The sequence below is a fragment of the Yersinia nurmii genome (assembly GCF_001112925.1).
Taxonomy (GTDB): Bacteria; Pseudomonadota; Gammaproteobacteria; order Enterobacterales; family Enterobacteriaceae; genus Yersinia; species Yersinia nurmii.
In genome coordinates this window covers 80024-99133 of record NZ_CPYD01000002.1, presented here as the reverse complement: position 1 = coordinate 99133, position 19110 = coordinate 80024, and the positions used below count along the sequence as shown (strand labels likewise).

The following is a 19110-nucleotide window of genomic DNA, read 5'->3' as shown; positions in this document are numbered from 1 at the left end:
TAAGAATTTGAGCCACTGATATTACTGTTGATTAATTAAACTAAAATCAATAGGAAGCGTGACGGTAATTCTCCCCTGATACAATATTGACTCTGGCGGTATCGGCAGTGGCTGCGATTTTTCCAGCATTCTCATCGCCTCACGATCGAGGGATTGCGTACCAGATGATTTTATTTTTTTGCTACTGAGAATATTGCCACGATAATCGAGAGTAAATTCAACCCAGACGGTTCCAGTACGGTTACGCGCCTGCGCTTCAGCAGGATAGCGTTTAAAACGATTAAGATGCCCTCTTACCAAACTTTCCCACGAAATTTTGGCGTCTACTTTTGCGTTGGCATCGCTATTTATCGGCGCGGAAACGCGTTCGAAAGGCTGACTTTGTGCCATCGGAGCCGCACTGCTGGCAGCAGACGCCAACGCCGCAGGGCTGGTAATAGCCTGAGGTTTCTCCGGCTTGGGCTGCTTTTGCCGCACTCTAGGCTCGGGCTTATTTTCAGCCACGATAATTTTGGCTTTTTCCGCTCTGGTCAGCTTCGGTAACTCCGGCTGCTTCTCTGCGCTTTTCTGTGGTTCAGAGGCTGCCGATGAGACGGTCTGCTGCTCACCGACTGGCAAGGGTTTCGGCGTAGCTGGCGCTTCAATCTGCGTCGACCATTGCATCATCACTGCGGGAGGCGGCAAAGGTAACGGAGGCAAGGTTTCAGCAACGCGAAAGATCAACCACGCAACGGCGAGATGAGCAGCGATAGCCAGAACAAAACTTTGGCCAACTTTCGGCTTTGGTAAAGGGTGATCGTAGAAATGCAGTGAATACATGGAATAATTAGAATGCGAATGATTATCAGTTATATTTAACAATGATAATCATTTGTAAATAAGATTAACAGTTTCTTTTCAGAATCCGTGCAAATAAATGAAGAATGCGACATAAAATGTCGCATTTGTTGCGCTGGGACAAGGCAAGATTCTTACATGGCGAAGTTTTTAGCTCGGCGAAATTCTTAGCGCGGTAAAGTCTTCACCGGTACAGACCACAGATAATCTGCATTTTCTGGTCCTACTTCAGCGCCCTCTTCAGCCAGCATTAGCACCAACGGGCGTGAAGCCGCTTTAAGATCCTGCATATGCAAAGGCACTCCAATATTTTTCGCCGCATGATAACCACCGGCAATGAATAGTGCTGGAGTGGGCGCAGCCAGCAAACGTTCAGCCATACGGCGGTCGCGTTGCTGCTGAATTGCCACCATTGAGGCTAATTGCGAAGCATCAATTTTATTATCGTGAGACGCACGAATTAGCTTTTCCAGCGCCGCGCGCACTTCTGGCATGGTGGAAAGTTTGCCCTCTATCGACGGTTTCTCCTTATAGATCGCCATGATTTCATCTCGATCCAAATTCGCCGACCACACGGGATAAGGCGCACGCATCACCGCCATTGCCAGATCCCCGTACAGCGCCCAACTCCAGCCCGGCTGCCAGGCTAGCAGCTCCATGATTCGACTTTCCCGAACACTAGGCGCTTGCTGTAGCCAGGACTTAACCTTATCCACCTTGATCTGTTGGTTCGGATTTAACATTTCCAGCAATACACTGCCCTGTGGACGTTTCTGTGCCAGATTTTCTATCAACCACAGCTCGATTTGATGGTGATAAAGATTATCGTGTTTCTCACCCACGATCACTTGAGGAGCGCGCGCCAGCTCATCCACTAACTGGGAGGCAGTCAGGATTTTTCCGGTATGCAGATCGGTAATGGTTCCTAACACGGTAATATCGGATTTATCGCTCGGAATATTTTCAGGAGGCGTAGAAGTACAGCTAACCATTAAAAACATACTGAATAATAATAAGATTCTCATTAGTAGGCGTTATCCATTTAGCGGTTTAATCGCCCGCATAATATAGATAATGATTATCATTTACAATTTATGTAACATCAATAACGGAACAAGAATGTTTCATTGTGGTGAAAAATAACATAGATAAAAAAGCCTCTGTCTAAATAGACAAAGGCTCAGATTTTTTCAAAAATGCGATTAAGTATTACAGCAACTCAGTTTGCGCCTCAACGACCGCCAGTGCCACCATGTTCACAATACGGCGTACTGACGCAATCGGCGTTAAAATATGCACCGGTTTCGCCACACCCATCAATACCGGGCCAACGGTTACGCCCTCAGATGAGGTCACGCGCAATAGGTTGTAACTGATGCGCGCGGCTTCCATATTCGGCATAATCAACACGTTAGCTGCACCTTTCAACGGACTGTCCGGCATCAGGTCATGGCGGATACTTTCCACCAAAGCCGCATCGCCGTGCATTTCGCCGTCAATTTCCAACTGCGGTGCCATTTGGTTGACCAATTCCAGAGTACGACGCATTTTACGGGCTGATGGGCAATCCGCAGTGCCGAAACTAGAATGGGAAACCAGCGCTACTTTTGGCTCAATACCAAAACGACGCACGGTTTCTGCCGCCATCAAAGTAATGTCGGCCAGTTCTTCCGGGGTTGGATCGTCATTAACATAGGTATCAGCGATAAAAGTATTACCGGTTGGCAACAGCAAGGCGTTCATCGCGCCAGCCACGTGTACGCCATCACGGAAACCGAAGACTTTCTCGACCACCGAATAGTGCTCATGATAATTGCCAATGGTGCCGCAAATCATGGCATCAGCTTCGCCGCGGTGCAGCATAATAGAACCGATCACCGTCGTATTGCTAATCACGGCACGACGCGCCTGCTCCTGAGAAACACCTCGGCGTTTCATGATCTGATAGTACTCTTGCCAGTATTCATTAAAGCGAGGATCGGATTCGTTATTCACCACTTCAAAGTCTTTACCCGCGACGATTTGCAGCCCCAGTTTCTTCAGCCGCATATCAATAACGCTTGGGCGACCAATCAGAATAGGGAATGCAAGCCCTTGGGAAACAAGTTCTTGAGTCGCATGCAATACTCTTTCTTCTTCCCCTTCGGTCAGGACTACCCGTTTCAGCTCTTTTCTCGCTTGAGAGAAAATGGGTTTCATAAACAGGTTCGTTTTGTAGACAAACTCTGAAAGCTTCTCGACGTAAGCATCGAAATCTTCGATTGGACGCGTGGCTACGCCAGAGTCCATGGCCGCTTTGGCTACCGCAGGGGCGATTTTGACGATCAGACGTGGATCAAAAGGCTTTGGAATAATGTATTCAGGGCCGAAGGACAGGTCTTGTTCGCCGTAGGCTGAAGCCACTACGTCGTTTTGTTCCGCTAGAGCCAGATCGGCAATAGCGTGAACGCAGGCCAGTTTCATCTCTTCGTTAATGGCTGTGGCGCCCACATCCAGCGCACCGCGGAAGATAAACGGGAAGCACAGAACGTTATTCACCTGATTCGGATAATCCGAACGACCGGTACAGATTATCGCATCAGGACGCACGGCTTTCGCCAGCGGCGGTAAAATTTCCGGTTCTGGATTGGCCAGCGCCATAATCAACGGATTAGGAGCCATGGTTTTTACCATGTCCTGCGTCAATACACCGGGGCCGGAGCAACCAAGGAAAATATCGGCATTTGGAATGGCATCTCCCAAAGTACGCTGGCCGTTATCAGCAATGGCGTAAGCGGCTTTGGTCGCCTCCATATTGGGTTCTCGACCTTGGTAAATAACGCCTTTTGAGTCACAAACCGTAATATTGTGGCGTTTCAGCCCCAGAGCCACCAGCAGATTCAGACAGGCAATGGATGCAGCCCCTGCCCCGGAAACCACCAGCCGAACATCAGAAATATCTTTCTCAACTACGCGCAGGCCGTTCAGAACTGCTGCAGTACAAATAATCGCAGTGCCGTGCTGATCGTCGTGGAATACCGGAATGTTCATCCGTTCGCGCAGTTTTCGTTCAATATAGAAGCACTCTGGCGCTTTAATATCTTCCAGATTAATACCGCCGAAGGTCGGTTCTAGCGAGGCGATTATGTCGATCAGTTTATCGGGATTATGCTCGTCGACTTCAATATCAAAAACATCAATACCTGAGAATTTTTTAAACAGAACGCCCTTGCCTTCCATAACCGGTTTTCCGGCTAAAGCGCCAATATTACCTAACCCCAGCACCGCTGTGCCGTTGGAAATCACCGCAACCAGATTGCCGCGCGCAGTATATTTATAGGCAGCCAAAGGGTCGGCCGCAATCTCCAGACAAGGTGCCGCTACGCCAGGAGAATACGCTAGCGCCAGATCTCGTTGCGTGGCCAGCGGCTTGGTTGGCGAGACCTGGATTTTCCCCGGAGTGGGATATTGGTGAAAATCCAGGGCACTTTGTTTCAACTGTTCGTCCATTATAGGATCCCTTTTGCTTTTATATGTTGAGAGGTAAAATCAGGAACAGAACCAGTATAGTGAGTGAATAGGTCTAAACCATGAAGCAGCCCAAACTCTTCACAACATTTTGCGCTTAAGTTACTTACATAAGATGAATTTGCTGAAAAATTCCTCGATTACTCAAACCAGCCCTTAATCTGCGCCTGCTGTAACAGCATGATGGTTTTACCGTCTTTGATGCGACCATCGGCAATCATCGCCAGCGCGTCTTTGAAGGGAATTTCCAGAACCTCTATATCTTCGTCATCGATACCGCCACCGGCATAAATACGCTGTTCCGGTAGATATTCCGCAGCAAAGAAATGCACCAGTTCGGTAACGCCGCCGGGTGACATATATGCAGCAAATAGCTTTTCCACTTCGCCAATTTCAAAACCGGTTTCTTCTATCGCTTCTCGGCGAATACAGTCTTCCGGAGTATCCGCGTCTAACAGACCCGCGCAGGCTTCTAGTAACATGCCACTTTCATTGCCATTAACATATGTAGGCATACGAAATTGGTTGATTAGTATTACGGTTCCTTTAGCACGGTTATATAACAAGATAGTGGCGCCGTTGCCTCGGTCGTAGACTTCACGCTCCTGATGGACTAACTCACCGTTTTTTCTTTTTAAGTCATAAGAATATTTATTCAGCACATACCAATTATCAGATAATAACGTGCGTTGGATATTCGCGATTTTTGCTGACATATATTCATTCCGTATCATGTAATTGAAGGTATTTTCCTGGCGCTAGCTAACGCTAGTGGCGATAACTTTGCAATAAAAAAACACCTCGTCAGCAAAAGCCAGCGAGGTGTTGAAAAGTACAGCGCTCAGATTCGAGGGGAAATTAAAAACCGTTAGGAACTTCCCGCATATCCGGCAGTTTATGAGCAATACCTTTATGGCAATCTACGCAGGTTTTGCCTTCGGCAATCGCGCTATTGTGCATTTTGGCCGCCACGGTTTTCTGCGCGGTGAAATCCATATTGTCGAAGTTATGACAGTTTCGACATTCCTGTGAATTATTGGCTTTCATGCGCGCCCATTCACTCTTCGCCATCGTCAGCCGGTGCGCCTCAAATTTCTGCGGCGTATCAATCAAACCAAAGGTTTTCGCGTACAGCTCTTTGCTGGCTTTGATTTTACGCAACATTTTCGGGCCCCATTCGTGCGGAACGTGGCAATCCGGACAAGTGGCTCTGACGCCGCTGCGGTTACTGTAGTGAATAGTGCCCAAATATTCCTGGTACACGTTGTCTTTCATTTCATGACAACTGATACAGAACTTTTCGGTGTTAGCCATTTCCATTCCGGTGTTGAAACCACCCCAGAAAATAATCCCGGCAACAAAGCCGATCAGCAGCAACGTCCCTAGTGCCAATCGGCTCGGCCTGCGCCACCACAGCCATAACCGCCGGATCACGCCCGGTTTTTTTTCATCTGTCATAGCTACCTCGGTTATTTACCAAAGCCCGGTGCAGGCTGGAAGGTGTTTTCTACAATGGGCGCCGCGTCTGTTTGCGGAACATGGCATTGCAGGCAGAAATATCGGCGCGCTGAAACTTCGCTCGATACTTTTCCATCACGATCGATAAAGTGGGTTGGACTGACGCGCGGTGCGCCGGTGGTGCGATAATGCTCCACGCCGTGACATTGTAAGCAGCGATTGGTGTTTTTGCTGACCTGATAGCCATCCACGCTGTGAGGAATCATCGGCGGTTGGTTAACATAGTTCAGCGCCATACGCTGTTGTTGTTTAGGCATTTTTACTTTGCCTTCCTGAGTACCAGAAACTTCCGGAGATTGGCTCAAATCCATTTCGACATTGCTGGCGGCATAAGCCGCTCCGCCCAAAATCAGTGCCACTAGCACCAACCAGCGGTTAAACGACTTAAACATTTTGTTGTTCATTATTTGGCTCCCGAATGACACTTCATCTTTCCCTAAATCGGCCTGCGTGCCTTAAAATGGCTCCGACAGCAGGCTGAGTATCAGGGTTAAACCTTTTCCAATTTCACCGCGCATTTTTTAAAGTCGGTTTCTTTGGATAATGGATCGGTAGCATCCAAGGTCAGGTTATTGACCAACTGCGCCGCATCGAAGAACGGCATAAACACCAATCCTTGGGGCGGACGGTTACGGCCACGGGTTTCCACCAGCGAAATCACTTCACCACGTCGGGAAATGACTTTCACCTTGTCTCCTCGGCGTAGATCACGGGCTCGCGCATCCAGCGGGTGAATAAACAGCACCGCTTCAGGGAAAGCACGATGCAGCTCCGGAACCCGACGCGTCATAGAACCGGTATGCCAGTGCTCCAGCACGCGACCCGTTGACAGCCACAGGTCATATTCTTCATCTGGACTTTCTGCCGCTGGCTCATAAGGCAGCGCAAAAATCACCGCTTTGCCATCAGGTTTACCGTAGAAGCGCACACTTTCTCCAGCTTTCACGAAAGGATCGAAACCTTCCCGATAGCGCCACAGGGTTTCCTTGCCGTCCACCACTGGCCAGCGTAGGCCGCGCTCCTGATGATAGCGATCGAAAGGTGCCAAATCGTGACCGTGCCCGCGACCAAAATCGGCATACTCTTCGAACAGCCCTTTCTGGATATAGAAACCAAAATCACGCGCTTCATCGTTCAACTGATCGGCCGGGATTTCGCTTAATGGGAATTTATTCACCACGTTGTTGGCGTAGAGGACGTCAAACAGGGTTTTACCGCGATACTCCGGTTTTTGATCCAACAATTCCGCAGGCCATACTTCTTCCACTTTGAAACGTTTGGAAAACTCAACCATTTGCCACAGGTCGGATTTGGCGTCACCCGGTGATGGCACCTGCTGACGCCAGAACTGGGTACGACGCTCAGCGTTACCGTATGCGCCCTCTTTTTCTACCCACATTGACGTCGGCAAAATCAGGTCTGCGGCCAGCGCACTGATGGTCGGATAAGGATCGGAAACCACGATAAAGTTACGGGGATCACGCCAGCCAGGCATACGTTCTTCGTTGATATTCGGCCCGGCCTGCATATTGTTATTACACATCACCCAATACGCATTAAGAGTGCCGTCTTTCAGCGCGCGATCCTGAGCCACGGCGTGCAGGCCGACTTTCTCCGGAATCGTACCGGCTGGCAATTGCCACTTGGTTTCAGCAATTTGGCGATGTTTCTCATTGGTTACCACCATGTCGGCCGGTAAACGGTGAGAGAAGGTGCCCACTTCACGCGCAGTACCGCAGGCGGAAGGCTGGCCGGTGAGAGAGAACGGCCCGCAGCCCGGCTTAGAGATTTTTCCGGTTAACAGGTGCAGGTTGTAGCACATGTTATTCGCCCACACGCCACGGGTATGCTGGTTAAAGCCCATGGTCCAGTAGGAAACCACTTTCACTTTTGGATCGGCATACAGCTGCGCCAGCGCTTCCAGCTGATCTTCCGGCACGCCACTCATTTTAGAGGTTTTTTCCAGCGTATATTCCGCCACGAAGGCTTTGAAGTCTTCAAAACTCATCGGCTCGGACGCGTCGCTGCCTGGGTTTTTCGCCGCTTTTTCCAGTGGATGAGTCGGGCGTAAACCGTAGCCGATATCGGTGGCACCACGACGGAAATTAACGTGACGATCGAGGAAATCCTGATCGACCGCATTATTTTGAATGATAGAGTTGGCGATGTAATTCATCATCACCAGATCGGTTTGAGGCGTGAAGACAATCGGATTGTCAGCCAGCTCAAAGCTACGATGTTCGAAGGTCGAAAGGACGGCAATTTTAACGTTAGGATCGGTTAAACGACGACTAGTCATCCGCGACCACAGAATGGGATGCATTTCCGCCATATTCGAGCCCCACAGCACGAATGCATCGGCCTGCTCAATGTCGTCATAGCACCCCATTGGCTCATCCATACCAAAAGTACGCATAAAACCCACTACGGACGATGCCATGCAGTGACGAGCGTTAGGATCGAGGTTATTCGAGCGGAAACCGGCTTTCATTAACTTAGACGCGGCGTAGCCTTCCCAGATTGTCCACTGACCGGAGCCGAACATTCCCACGGCGGTTGGGCCTTTTTCTTTCAGCGCATTTTTAAATTTTAGCTCCATGATATCGAAGGCTTTTTCCCAGCTGACTGGAGTAAACTCGCCTTCTTTATCGTACTGGCCATCTTTCATACGCAGCAGCGGCTGGATCAAACGGTCTTTGCCGTACATAATTTTCGGCAAAAAATACCCTTTAATACAGTTCAGCCCACGGTTGACGGGTGAATCAGGATCGCCCTGCGACGCCACGATACGGCCATTTTGCGTGCCCACCAGTACACCGCAGCCGGTACCACAGAATCGGCAAGGTGCTTTATCCCATTTAATCGTATCTGCCCCCCCCACCACGGCTTTGGCCACGGTGGGTATGGTCATCCCCGCGGCGGCGGCGGCGGCCACTGCGGCATTGGCTTTCATGAAGTCCCGACGACTGAGTTTCATGGTTGTTCCTCACCTTGCTCATCCTGCTGGTGATATACCAGCGACACAGCCAGCACGCCGGTCAAATTACGCGCTGACTCAATTTGTCTCAGGAGCACGTCTGAGCGCGCTGCCTGCATAACCACCACCAATTTTCCCTGTTGGGCGTCACTGGTTGGTATTTCTGTTCCCGGAATCGCGAGTAACTCGTCGATTAATCGGGGAATGCGTTCCGGTTTGGCTTGAACCACCAGACCACAAACATGCCATTCTTTATCTTCCATCTTCGCTCCGGGTAAGAGTCACGGCCTGTACCGGACATCCGGGCACACAGGCTCCGCATCCGTTGCAGGCGTCGACCGCTAATTCTGGTTGGGCAATGCCGTTTAAGCGCGGGCGGAATCCGATCGCCCGACTTTCGCAGCTATCCTGACAGCTACGGCATTCGATGCCTTTAAAAGGCAGACAACTCGCCGAGAATGTAGCTTTTAGCTGCCACGGCTCGCGATCTGGCGAGGTAAAAACCGGTGCCTCGCAGGCGGTTACGCAATGAGTACAAAAAGTACATTCGGCACGTTGGAAATCTATCTCGGGGAACCCCCCGCGGCTGGCAATAAGCACTCCGGTTTCGCAGGCATTGATACAGGCGTGGCAGCGCGTGCAGCCAGCCGTGAACTCAGCCTCGGCAACCGACCAGGGCGGCCGGATAACGGAAGACGGATGGTCAGAATTGCGCCGCCAATGCCCTGAAAGCAAGCGGCGTCGGGACAAATCGGCCATGCAGATACCCTTGACATTGCTGGCAACATTGCTTGCCATTTATTTAAATACCTGATTGCTTCACACTTATAATGTGGCTTAGCAAATAGGACCCGGCTGCTCTGGCCGGAAAATCAAAATGGTGATAATTATTATTATTCGTATTACCACTAAATGGTTTCCCTAGTTTGGTAACAGTAGATACCCAATTATTGGTAAAAACATAATTACCCTTTAGAGTTAATCAGAGGGAAAGATTGCGCTAGATCAATTATTTCCAGCGTTATTTGCTCTCACCCTCCTGTTTTAACCGATTTGCGTTATTTATATTTTTACACAACGATTTAACTAACGGCTGAATCAAGATTAAGCCAAGATGAGCACGATCAGTATTTTCCTGATTATTTTATTTACCAAATAGAATAATTAAGGCGAACTTATTTATTAAATAATTCGCATAACTGTATGCGTATAAAATTAATCACCTAATAGCCGTTTTACCGTGTTATATAGGCAGAAATCACGATTTAAAGCAGAACAGGTTTATAATATTCAGGGCGGTTGCGGTACAATAAATAGCGGATCGAACCGTTTTAACGGAGCGTAACAGGTTCCAAGTTACGCAATAAAAAGAATCCACTTTAGGTTGGCTAAAGGTTTTTCGGCTATCACCACGTAATTCCACCATAATCTTGCTACCGGAATCGGCATAACCTTGCCTGTTGCGGTACGTTTTACTGGCTACAGGGAGCATTACCTATCATGACGACAAATCACACCATTATGATTGTTGACGACCATCCGTTAATGCGTCGCGGCATCAGACAGCTGTTAGAGTTGGAAACGGCATTTACCGTAGTTGCCGAAGCCAATAACGGCGAAGAAGCATTGGAATTGGCCAGTCAAACTCAACCCGACGTTATTTTGCTCGATCTGAATATGAAGGGAATGAACGGCTTAGACACGCTGAAAGCTCTGCGTAACGAAGGCATTGACGCCAGAATTATCGTATTGACCGTTTCGGACGCCCGCAGCGACGTGTACGCCATGATTGACGCCGGCGCCGACGGATACCTGTTAAAAGACAGCGAGCCTGAAATTCTGCTAGAGCATTTGCGGCAGGCCGCTGAGGGAGAAAGCGTGTTCAGCGAAGAAGTGCAGGAGTATCTCTCCTCTCGCCACGAACAGATTAATCCTTTTGCCGAATTAACCGAGCGTGAATTGGATGTTCTTCAGGAAGTCGCGCGCGGTATGTCCAATAAACAGGTGGCTTTCGAGCTACATATTTCCGAAGAAACGGTGAAAGTTCATATTCGTAACCTGTTACGTAAACTGAATGTGCGTTCACGGGTCGCCGCCACCATTTTGTATCTGGAAAACAAGCACCACTGAGACTAACCCCGGTCAACCGGGGCTACTCTATGGCCGCTAAAATGACTTTATGGTGCTCCAGCACCCACTTTTTATTCAGCGGCCCCCAGCTTTCCAGGCAGTAAAAACCGTCATTATTTCTTATCCCGTCCTGAATAAAGGTTAAAGTGACGCCCAGCCCCGGCAAGGCTTTCAACACGTCCTGCAAAGTGCGCCGCGGCCAGCCGGTTAACGCCATTAATCGCGGCACATTGGGCTTATCACTCACACTAAGTAACCAGCACAGATAAAGTCGCCGGGCGAATACCGGATTGAGTTCCATGGCTATATCCTGTTTTAAAGAGACTATTTTGGTTCAAGGACGCTCTCAGGCGACATCTCTGTTCGACTCCAAAGCACCAGACATCAATCTGCGCGATGAGTAATAACCACTGGATATCGTGAGTTATGAGCAATAAGGCGGCAAAAAAAAGCGACCTTGTGTTTTTTTACACTATCTCCTTTTTTTCTCCACGTTTCATCACTGATTCCCACGTAAAGTAGCGACAGATTCACAAAAGTAATAATTTTCCTAATCTAGTGATAAGGTCACGCTTAACGAGGTTCCCGCTGCATGGCAAATTTCTTCATCGATCGCCCCATTTTTGCATGGGTGTTAGCGATAATTCTCTGCCTAACCGGGATGTTGGCTATTTTCTCTTTACCCGTCGAACAGTATCCTAATCTGGCGCCGCCAAATGTGCGGATTTCCGCCAGTTATCCGGGTGCATCGGCCCAAACGCTGGAAAACACCGTCACTCAGGTAATCGAACAAAGCATGACCGGCCTGGACAACCTGCTGTATATGTCCTCCCAGAGCAGTAATACCGGTAGCGCCAGCGTCACGCTGACGTTCCAAGCCGGTACCAATCCCAATGAAGCCATGCAGCAGGTGCAGAACCAGTTGCAGTCTGCCATTAAAAAGTTACCGCAGGATGTCCAGCAGCAAGGGGTTAGCGTCTCTAAATCGGGTGATAATACCCTAATGATGCTGGCGTTTGTCTCTACCGACGGTAGCATGGATAAACAAGATATTGCCGATTATGTGGCCAGTAACCTGCAAGATCCGATCAGCCGTATTGAAGGCGTCGGCAGCGTGGATGCCTTTGGTTCCCAATATGCAATGCGCATTTGGCTCGACCCGTCCAAGCTGACTAACTACCAGTTAACCACTCAAGATGTCGTGGATGCCATTAAATCCCAGAACAGTCAGATTGCCGTCGGGCAGCTTGGCGGTACGCCTTCGGTGGATAATCAAGCGTTGAATGCCACCATGAACGCTCAATCCCAATTGCAAACCCCAGAACAGTTCCGTGAAATTACCCTGCGGGTGAATCAAGACGGCTCTCTGGTGACCCTAGGCGATGTCGCAAAAGTTGAGCTGGGCGCGGAGAAATATGATTATCTCAGCCGGTTTAACGGACAGCCCGCGTCAGGAATGGGTATCAAACTGGCCTCTGGTGCCAATGAATTACAAACCGATAAGCTCGTGAAAGCGCGTATTGCCGAACTGGCTCCGTTCTTCCCCCACGGTCTGGAAGCCAAAATTGCTTACGAAACTACCCCTTTCGTACAGGCCTCAATCAAAGACGTGGTAAAAACGCTGGTTGAAGCAGTGCTGTTGGTATTTCTGGTTATGTATTTGTTTTTACAAAATTTCCGCGCCACTTTAATTCCGACAATCGCCGTACCGGTAGTGTTATTGGGGACATTCGCTATTTTGTCGGCTTTCGGGTTTAGCATTAATACCCTCACCCTTTTTGCCGTGGTATTAGCCATCGGACTCTTGGTTGATGACGCCATCGTCGTGGTGGAAAACGTCGAACGCGTCATGAGCGAAGAAGGGCTGCCACCAAGAGAAGCCACCCGCAAATCTATGGGGCAGATACAAGGGGCATTAGTCGGAATTGCACTGGTGCTTTCAGCGGTATTTATCCCTATGGCCTTCTTTGGTGGCACGACCGGTGCGATTTACCGTCAGTTCTCCATCACTATCGTTTCTGCCATGGTTCTGTCGGTTTTAGTCGCTCTCATCCTGACACCAGCCCTATGCGCCACCTTACTCAAACCGGTCGTTGCCGGGCATCATCACGGTAAACGAGGATTCTTTGGCTGGTTTAACCGTATGTTTGACCGCAATGCGAAACGCTATGAAAACGGCGTCGCTCGGGTTTTACATCATAGCCTGCGCTATATCCTGGTGTATTTACTCTTACTCGGCGGCCTGGCGTTTTTATTTCTCAAGCTACCGACTTCGTTTTTACCGCAGGAAGACCGCGGCGTATTTATGGCTCAGGTTCAGTTGCCCGTCGGTTCCACTCAGCAACAAACGCTGAAAGTCGTAGAAAAAGTGGAGGATTACTTCCTGACGGAAGAAAAAAATAACGTGCTATCGGTGTTTTCTACCGTAGGCTCTGGCCCCGGCGGTAACGGGCAAAACGTTGCTCGTCTGTTTGTCCGTTTGAAAAACTGGGATCAGCGCACCAACAGTCAGGATTCTTCTTTTGCCATTATTGAGCGGGCAACCAAGGCTTTTAACAAAATTACCGAAGCCAAGGTTTCAGCCAGTAGTCCCCCGGCTATTTCAGGTCTGGGTAACTCCTCTGGCTTTGAGCTGGAATTGCAGGACCACGGTGGTCAGGGGCACAATAAATTAATGGCCGCGCGGGATGAACTGTTACAGCTAGCGGCCAAACAGCCAGAGCTGACACGAGTACGTCATAACGGTCTGGACGACAGCCCGCAGCTGCAAATCGATATCGATCAACGTAAAGCTCAGGCACTGGGCGTATCGCTGGATGATATTAATAACACGCTGAAAACCGCCTGGGGCTCAACTTATGTGAATGACTTTGTCGATCGCGGACGGGTGAAGAAAGTTTACGTTCAGGCCGAAGCTACCGCTCGAATGTTGCCGGAAGACATCAATAAGTGGTACGTCAGGAATAACAGTGGTGGCATGGTGCCTTTCTCCGCCTTTTCCACCACTCGCTGGGAATTTGGTTCACCACGTCTGGAGCGTTACAACGGTTATTCCGCACTGGAAATTGTCGGGGAAGCCGCCCAAGGTGTCAGTACCGGCGGAGCAATGGACGTCATGGAAAAGCTGGTAAGCCAGTTGCCAAATGGTTTCGGGCTGGAATGGACAGGCATGTCCTATCAGGAACGCCAGTCCGGCTCACAGGCTCCGGCGCTTTACGCTATCTCGCTATTAGTAGTATTCCTGTGTCTGGCAGCGCTTTACGAGAGCTGGTCTATTCCGTTCTCCGTTATGCTGGTCGTGCCTTTGGGGGTGATCGGTGCCGTCGCAGCAACCTGGATGCGCGGGCTGGAAAACGATGTGTATTTCCAGGTAGGGTTGTTGACTATCATCGGGCTATCGGCCAAAAACGCCATTTTGATAGTTGAGTTTGCCAATGAATTGAATAACAAAGGTAAAGATCTGGTTGAAGCCACGCTTGAGGCCTCGCGTCAACGCCTCAGACCTATTCTGATGACGTCATTGGCCTTTATCTTTGGCGTATTGCCTATGGCTATCAGTCAGGGTGCAGGCTCTGGCAGCCAGCACGCTGTGGGGACCGGCGTCATGGGCGGCATGATTTCAGCAACGGTTCTGGCCATCTTCTTCGTGCCATTATTCTTTGTTTTGGTTCGCCGTCGTTTCCCGGGAAGGCCGATGCGTGGAAGCCAGCCTAATCAGGGAGATGAGCTCTAATTCTTTATTCCCTCACAATCACTGCGCCAATTATTCATTATTTCAGTGAATTGATTGGCGCCGTATCCTCAGCAAAAATAACGATATTGCATGAGTGAATGATTAATCAATAATAAATATATCTTAACAATACCTTACTCGATTATTTCCTAATAAATAGAGAAAGTCATAAGTTCAACGGAGAAAACCACATTATTAATGTCGACTAAAAAGTTATTTTAATTCGATAAGTTATTCATCAGATAACGTGAATAATATTGCAGATATCTAAAATAGCTTTCATTTCACACGTGCCATGACCCAAATAAAAAAAGCAGATTCTTTGAGAACCTGCCTTTTGCGAGCGAGTCACTCGCTCCCTGGGTAAATCTAAGTCATACAAAATAGCGTCAACCGCTGTTACTCATTTATCGAATTATGCCTTACGCAGCATTGACTCGATGAACTCTTTCCATGTGTTTAATTCTACATCAACCATAATGTCCTCTCTAATAACCGCCGTAATTATACGATTATTTTTCGAGCAAATAAAGGCGAAATAATAGACTGGTTTTTTAGGGTATAACTTCGTTGGCCGAGATATTGAAATAACTCAGGTTATTACACATGCAGGCTTGCCTGTTTCAGCCCGACAGAGTAGCGTGCGGGTTATTCTCACATTAACGCGCCATATGCCATGAAACACACCATAGATTCGCTGGAGAAACTGGGCCGTTATGACGATGCCATGACTTTGGCATTCAAATTACTGGTTGAAGATCCCCATAACGGTAGCCTGCTGCATAAAATTGCCTCGCTGTACGATGTTCAGGGCTTAGAAATGCAGGCGATTCCATTTTATCTGACTGCCATTGACAACAATCTAGCCGCAGAAGAATTACAGGAAGTTTATCTGGGATTAGGTAGCACCTACCGCACTCTGGGTTTATATAAAGAATCGCTGGATATATTCGAAAAGGCGTTAACGCAATTCCCTGATGCCAAAGAGATAACGCTGTTTCGCGCCATGACGTTATATAATCTGGGCGAGACCAAAGACGCGGTCGCCTCATTGCTATTGCTTCTGGCGGAAACCTCTAACCATAAAGAAATCAGCCTATATCAACGGGCAATTCGACAGTACGCAGCAGACTTGGACCGGATTGGCTGATACAGAGAATGACTGGCTAATCTAAGTAGCGCCACCCGCAACGGGGTGGCAATTGCATTATTTCTGATTCAGTTTAATTAGCCGTAGAGTTGTGAATAAGCGCATTTTATCGGCATCATTCAAGTTCATCTGATGCACAATATCCCTAAAACGTGACAATTCGCTCTGCTCAATGGTTTGGCCGGAGGCCAGTAGCGAATAAATTTCTGCAATCAATTGCTTACTTAAATTGGCTATTTCAGGCCGGATTTTATCCAAGCTGCGTGGTTCCCACCCTTCTGCTGGTTTAGATAACCATTCGGCCCGATAACGATATTGAATTACCTTAGCCGCATCCATCGAAGCGATAAAGAAGGGTTTAATCGACTCAGGATCAATCCCCTTTTTTTCAGCCTCACCCATAACCTGCTGCAATACCCGCTTTTCCTGCGCTAAATCCTCAATAGGTAGATGATGGGCGGCTTTATAGCCAGCGACATCTTTCATATAAGATAAACGTTGATCAATCAGCGAAAATACACCGTCAGGCCCGGCGGCACTGGCTGCAAACATCGTCATACAACATCCGAAAAAAACACAAAAGCGTAATATTCCCTGCATCTTAATATCCCTATCTAAACAAGCACCGAAATAAGGCGCTACGTTATCAGGACATAAACTGAAATGGCAACCCTATCCGGCTCAACCTGCGCGAAATAACCCATTGAGGGAATACGACGATAGCCGTCTGGATTCACAGGGCATTTTGCCGCATTATGTGGTGTAGCCTAAATCCGAGGTTCCATACAATTTTTTGGTTTACCCGCACTCATTTGCCCATCTTTTGTAGAGGCCATTGTTATTTATGTCAGATAGCCCGGAAAACACCCCTATTAGCCTCTATGGCATTAAAAATTGCGACACAATTAAAAAGGCCCGCCGCTGGCTGGAAGAAAACACGATTCCCTATCGGTTTCACGATTACCGCGTTGACGGATTAACCGATACACTTCTGCAAGGTTTTATCGAACGTTTAGGTTGGGAAGCCCTGCTGAATACTCGCGGCACCACCTGGCGTAAACTGGATGAAGCGCAGCGCGCCGCCGTGGTCGATGCGGATACCGCCAAGGCTCTAATGCTGGAACAACCGGCTATCATTAAACGCCCGGTGCTGGAAGCGGCAAACGGCGGCATTCTGCTCGGTTTCAAACCTGAGAGCTATCAACAATTTTTTGCAGAGGTGCGTTAAGATGAGCTGCCCCGTTATTGAACTTGCCCAACAGTTAATCCGTCGCCCCTCTCTCAGCCCAGAAGATGCCGGTTGCCAGGATATTATGATTCAGCGCCTACTGGCGATTGGTTTTACCGTCGAACCGATGAATTTTGGCGATACGCTAAATTTCTGGGCGTGGCGCGGTGAAGGTGAAACCCTGGCTTTTGCTGGCCATACCGATGTGGTGCCTACCGGCGATGAAAGCCATTGGACGAATCCGCCGTTCGATCCAGTCATTCGGGACGGAATGCTCTATGGCCGTGGTGCTGCCGACATGAAAGGTTCACTCGCCGCGATGGTGGTGGCTGCTGAACGTTTCGTCGCCGCAAATCCGAATCATAAAGGACGTCTGGCCTTTATGATCACTTCCGATGAAGAAGCGAAGGCGATTAATGGCACGGTAAAAGTGGTCAATGCGCTGATGGCACGTAACGAGCGGCTGGACTATTGTCTGGTTGGTGAACCATCCAGCACCGAACGCGTCGGCGACGTGGTAAAAAATGGCCGCCGCGGGTCAATCACCGCCAACTTGCGCATTCATGGTGTTCAAGGTCACGTCGCTTATCCTCATCTAGCGGATAATCCTGTGCATCGCGCGATGCCTGCATTACAGGAACTGGTTGCCACCCAATGGGATGAGGGCAACGAATTCTTCCCGGCGACCAGTATGCAAATTGCCAACGTGCAAGCGGGCACCGGCAGCAACAACGTTATCCCCGGTGAACTTTACGTTCAGTTTAACTTCCGTTTCAGCACCGAATTGACCGATGCGCTAATCCGGCAGCGTGTCGAAGCCTTGCTGGAGCGTCATCAACTTAATTACAGCATCGACTGGGTGCTTTCCGGTCAGCCATTCCTGACCGCACGCGGAGCCTTAGTGGATGCGGTGGTAGACGCGGTGGAGTTGTATAATGAAGTGACACCTCAACTATTGACCACAGGCGGCACCTCCGACGGGCGTTTTATCGCTCTGATGGGCGCACAGGTGGTTGAACTAGGCCCGGTTAACGCCACTATTCACAAAGTAAATGAATGCGTTAACGCAGCCGATTTGCAGTTACTTAGCCGCATGTATCAACGCATAATGGAGCAATTGATCGCATGATGACCCCAGAAATGCTGACCGGCAGAACCTGTGAGCATCTGGTTCCTCTCAGTGGAAATCACCGTCTACAACCTCAGGCAGTAAAAGCGTTTCTCGCTATGCAGCAGGCGGCCAAAGACGCCGGTCTGAATCTACAGCCCGCGAGTACCTTTCGCGATTTTGAGCGGCAATTAGCGATCTGGAATGGCAAATTCCGCGGTGAGCGACCAGTATTAGATCAGAACAGCCAGCCGCTGGATATTTCAGGAATAAGTGAGGGCGAACGCTGCGTGGCCATTCTGCGCTGGTCAGCATTACCGGGTGCCAGCCGCCATCACTGGGGCAGCGATTTGGATATTTACGATCCGACTCTGCTGCCGGAAGGAAAAAAACTACAGTTAGAACCTTGGGAATATGAAGCTGGCGGATATTTTTATTCGTTAACCCAATGGCTTAGCGCCAACATGGCCGATTTTGGCTTCTATCGCCCATTCGTTGAAGACAGCGGCGGCGTAGCGGTAGAGCCATGGCATTTAAGTTACCGACCATTGGCGGAACAGGCTGAGCATTTACTCACGCCAGAATTGCTGCTTGAAGCCTGGCAACAACAGGACGTTGCCGGTATTGAGTGGCTTGCCAGCCATTTACCGCTGGTATTTTCGCGTTTCATATCCACAACCAAAGGAGTGCGCCCATGCAATGGTTAGCAGATTACTGGTGGATTGTACTGATCCTGCTGGTAGGGATTATTTTGAATGGGATCAAAGAGCTGCGTCGGCTCGACCATAAAAAATTCTTGAGCAATAAGCCGGAGTTACCGCCACACCGGGATAATAATGCTCAATGGGACGACGACGATGACTGGCCGGATAATAAGAAAAAAAAGTAGCCTGCGATCATTCTCTTATAGGATGAAGCAGCC

18 protein-coding genes are annotated in these 19110 nt (G+C 49.1%); 7 read left to right on the top strand and 11 right to left on the bottom strand.

The genetic code is table 11. From position 1 onward, the window contains the following. Positions 1-21: 21 nt before the first annotated feature. The 9 genes from AD970_RS03230 to napF all read right to left on the bottom strand — a co-directional run bounded on the left by AD970_RS03230 (position 22) and on the right by napF (position 9598). Positions 22-861, bottom strand: a complete 840-nt coding sequence (locus AD970_RS03230; protein WP_235786897.1) for an energy transducer TonB — start codon at positions 859-861, stop codon at positions 22-24. A 143-nt stretch (positions 862-1004) separates the two neighbouring features. After that, positions 1005-1862, bottom strand: a complete 858-nt coding sequence (locus AD970_RS03225) for a ChaN family lipoprotein (RefSeq protein ID WP_049596904.1) — start codon at positions 1860-1862, stop codon at positions 1005-1007. A 184-nt stretch (positions 1863-2046) separates the two neighbouring features. After that, the gene (maeB, locus tag AD970_RS03220) at positions 2047-4326 is read right to left on the bottom strand and encodes an NADP-dependent oxaloacetate-decarboxylating malate dehydrogenase (protein ID WP_049596903.1); all 2280 of its coding nucleotides are present in this window, start codon (positions 4324-4326) and stop codon (positions 2047-2049) included. 158 nt (positions 4327-4484) lie between these two features. After that, positions 4485-5060, bottom strand: a complete 576-nt coding sequence (gene nudK, locus AD970_RS03215) for a GDP-mannose pyrophosphatase NudK (RefSeq protein ID WP_049596902.1) — start codon at positions 5058-5060, stop codon at positions 4485-4487. Positions 5061-5202: 142 nt separating this feature from the next. Beyond that, a complete protein-coding gene (napC, locus tag AD970_RS03210) occupies positions 5203-5802 on the bottom strand; it encodes a cytochrome c-type protein NapC (RefSeq protein WP_049596901.1) in 600 nt (199 codons plus the stop codon). Between the two features lie 11 nt (positions 5803-5813). Then, entirely contained in the window at positions 5814-6266 is a 453-nt protein-coding gene (napB, locus tag AD970_RS03205) for a nitrate reductase cytochrome c-type subunit (RefSeq protein ID WP_049596900.1), read from the bottom strand. A gap of 86 nt (positions 6267-6352) precedes the next feature. Beyond that, on the bottom strand, positions 6353-8839 hold the full coding sequence (gene napA / locus AD970_RS03200) for a nitrate reductase catalytic subunit NapA (RefSeq protein WP_049596899.1): 2487 nt from the start codon (positions 8837-8839) through the stop codon (positions 6353-6355). Next, positions 8836-9102, bottom strand: coding sequence for a chaperone NapD (gene napD / locus AD970_RS03195; RefSeq protein WP_049596898.1), 267 nt, complete (start codon positions 9100-9102; stop codon positions 8836-8838). The genes napA and napD overlap by 4 nt, the downstream gene beginning before the upstream one ends. Further along, positions 9092-9598 (bottom strand): ferredoxin-type protein NapF, encoded by a 507-nt coding sequence (napF, locus tag AD970_RS03190; protein ID WP_049597171.1) that lies wholly within the window; start codon positions 9596-9598, stop codon positions 9092-9094. The genes napD and napF overlap by 11 nt, the downstream gene beginning before the upstream one ends. Before the next feature lie 741 nt (positions 9599-10339). Here napF and narL point away from each other — a divergent pair. Further along, complete coding sequence (narL, locus tag AD970_RS03180; protein WP_049596896.1) at positions 10340-10969, top strand: two-component system response regulator NarL; 630 nt, start codon at positions 10340-10342, stop codon at positions 10967-10969. 22 nt (positions 10970-10991) lie between these two features. On the opposite strand, the gene AD970_RS03175 is transcribed toward narL, so the two are convergent. Next, positions 10992-11270, bottom strand: a complete 279-nt coding sequence (locus tag AD970_RS03175; protein WP_049596895.1) for a winged helix-turn-helix domain-containing protein — start codon at positions 11268-11270, stop codon at positions 10992-10994. Positions 11271-11561: 291 nt separating this feature from the next. Between AD970_RS03175 and acrD the strand changes: the two genes are divergently transcribed. Both acrD and AD970_RS03165 read left to right on the top strand, forming a co-directional pair. Next, the gene (acrD, locus tag AD970_RS03170; RefSeq protein ID WP_049596894.1) at positions 11562-14702 is read left to right on the top strand and encodes a multidrug efflux RND transporter permease AcrD; all 3141 of its coding nucleotides are present in this window, start codon (positions 11562-11564) and stop codon (positions 14700-14702) included. Between the two features lie 676 nt (positions 14703-15378). Then, on the top strand, positions 15379-15852 hold the full coding sequence (locus tag AD970_RS03165) for a tetratricopeptide repeat protein (RefSeq protein ID WP_049596893.1): 474 nt from the start codon (positions 15379-15381) through the stop codon (positions 15850-15852). A 57-nt stretch (positions 15853-15909) separates the two neighbouring features. Here AD970_RS03165 and AD970_RS03160 read toward each other — a convergent pair whose 3' ends face one another. Beyond that, entirely contained in the window at positions 15910-16452 is a 543-nt protein-coding gene (locus AD970_RS03160; RefSeq protein ID WP_049596892.1) for a chorismate mutase, read from the bottom strand. Between the two features lie 244 nt (positions 16453-16696). Between AD970_RS03160 and AD970_RS03155 the strand changes: the two genes are divergently transcribed. From AD970_RS03155 to AD970_RS03140, 4 genes are read left to right on the top strand one after another with little or no spacing between them, the layout of a single operon-like run. Continuing rightward, on the top strand, positions 16697-17080 hold the full coding sequence (locus AD970_RS03155) for an ArsC family reductase (protein ID WP_049596891.1): 384 nt from the start codon (positions 16697-16699) through the stop codon (positions 17078-17080). 1 nt (position 17081) lies between these two features. Beyond that, on the top strand, positions 17082-18209 hold the full coding sequence (dapE, locus tag AD970_RS03150) for a succinyl-diaminopimelate desuccinylase (RefSeq protein WP_049596890.1): 1128 nt from the start codon (positions 17082-17084) through the stop codon (positions 18207-18209). 11 nt (positions 18210-18220) lie between these two features. Beyond that, a complete protein-coding gene (locus tag AD970_RS03145; RefSeq protein ID WP_049597170.1) occupies positions 18221-18895 on the top strand; it encodes a M15 family metallopeptidase in 675 nt (224 codons plus the stop codon). Next, complete coding sequence (locus AD970_RS03140) at positions 18883-19077, top strand: YpfN family protein (RefSeq protein ID WP_049596889.1); 195 nt, start codon at positions 18883-18885, stop codon at positions 19075-19077. The genes AD970_RS03145 and AD970_RS03140 overlap by 13 nt, the downstream gene beginning before the upstream one ends. Positions 19078-19110: the final 33 nt, after the last annotated feature.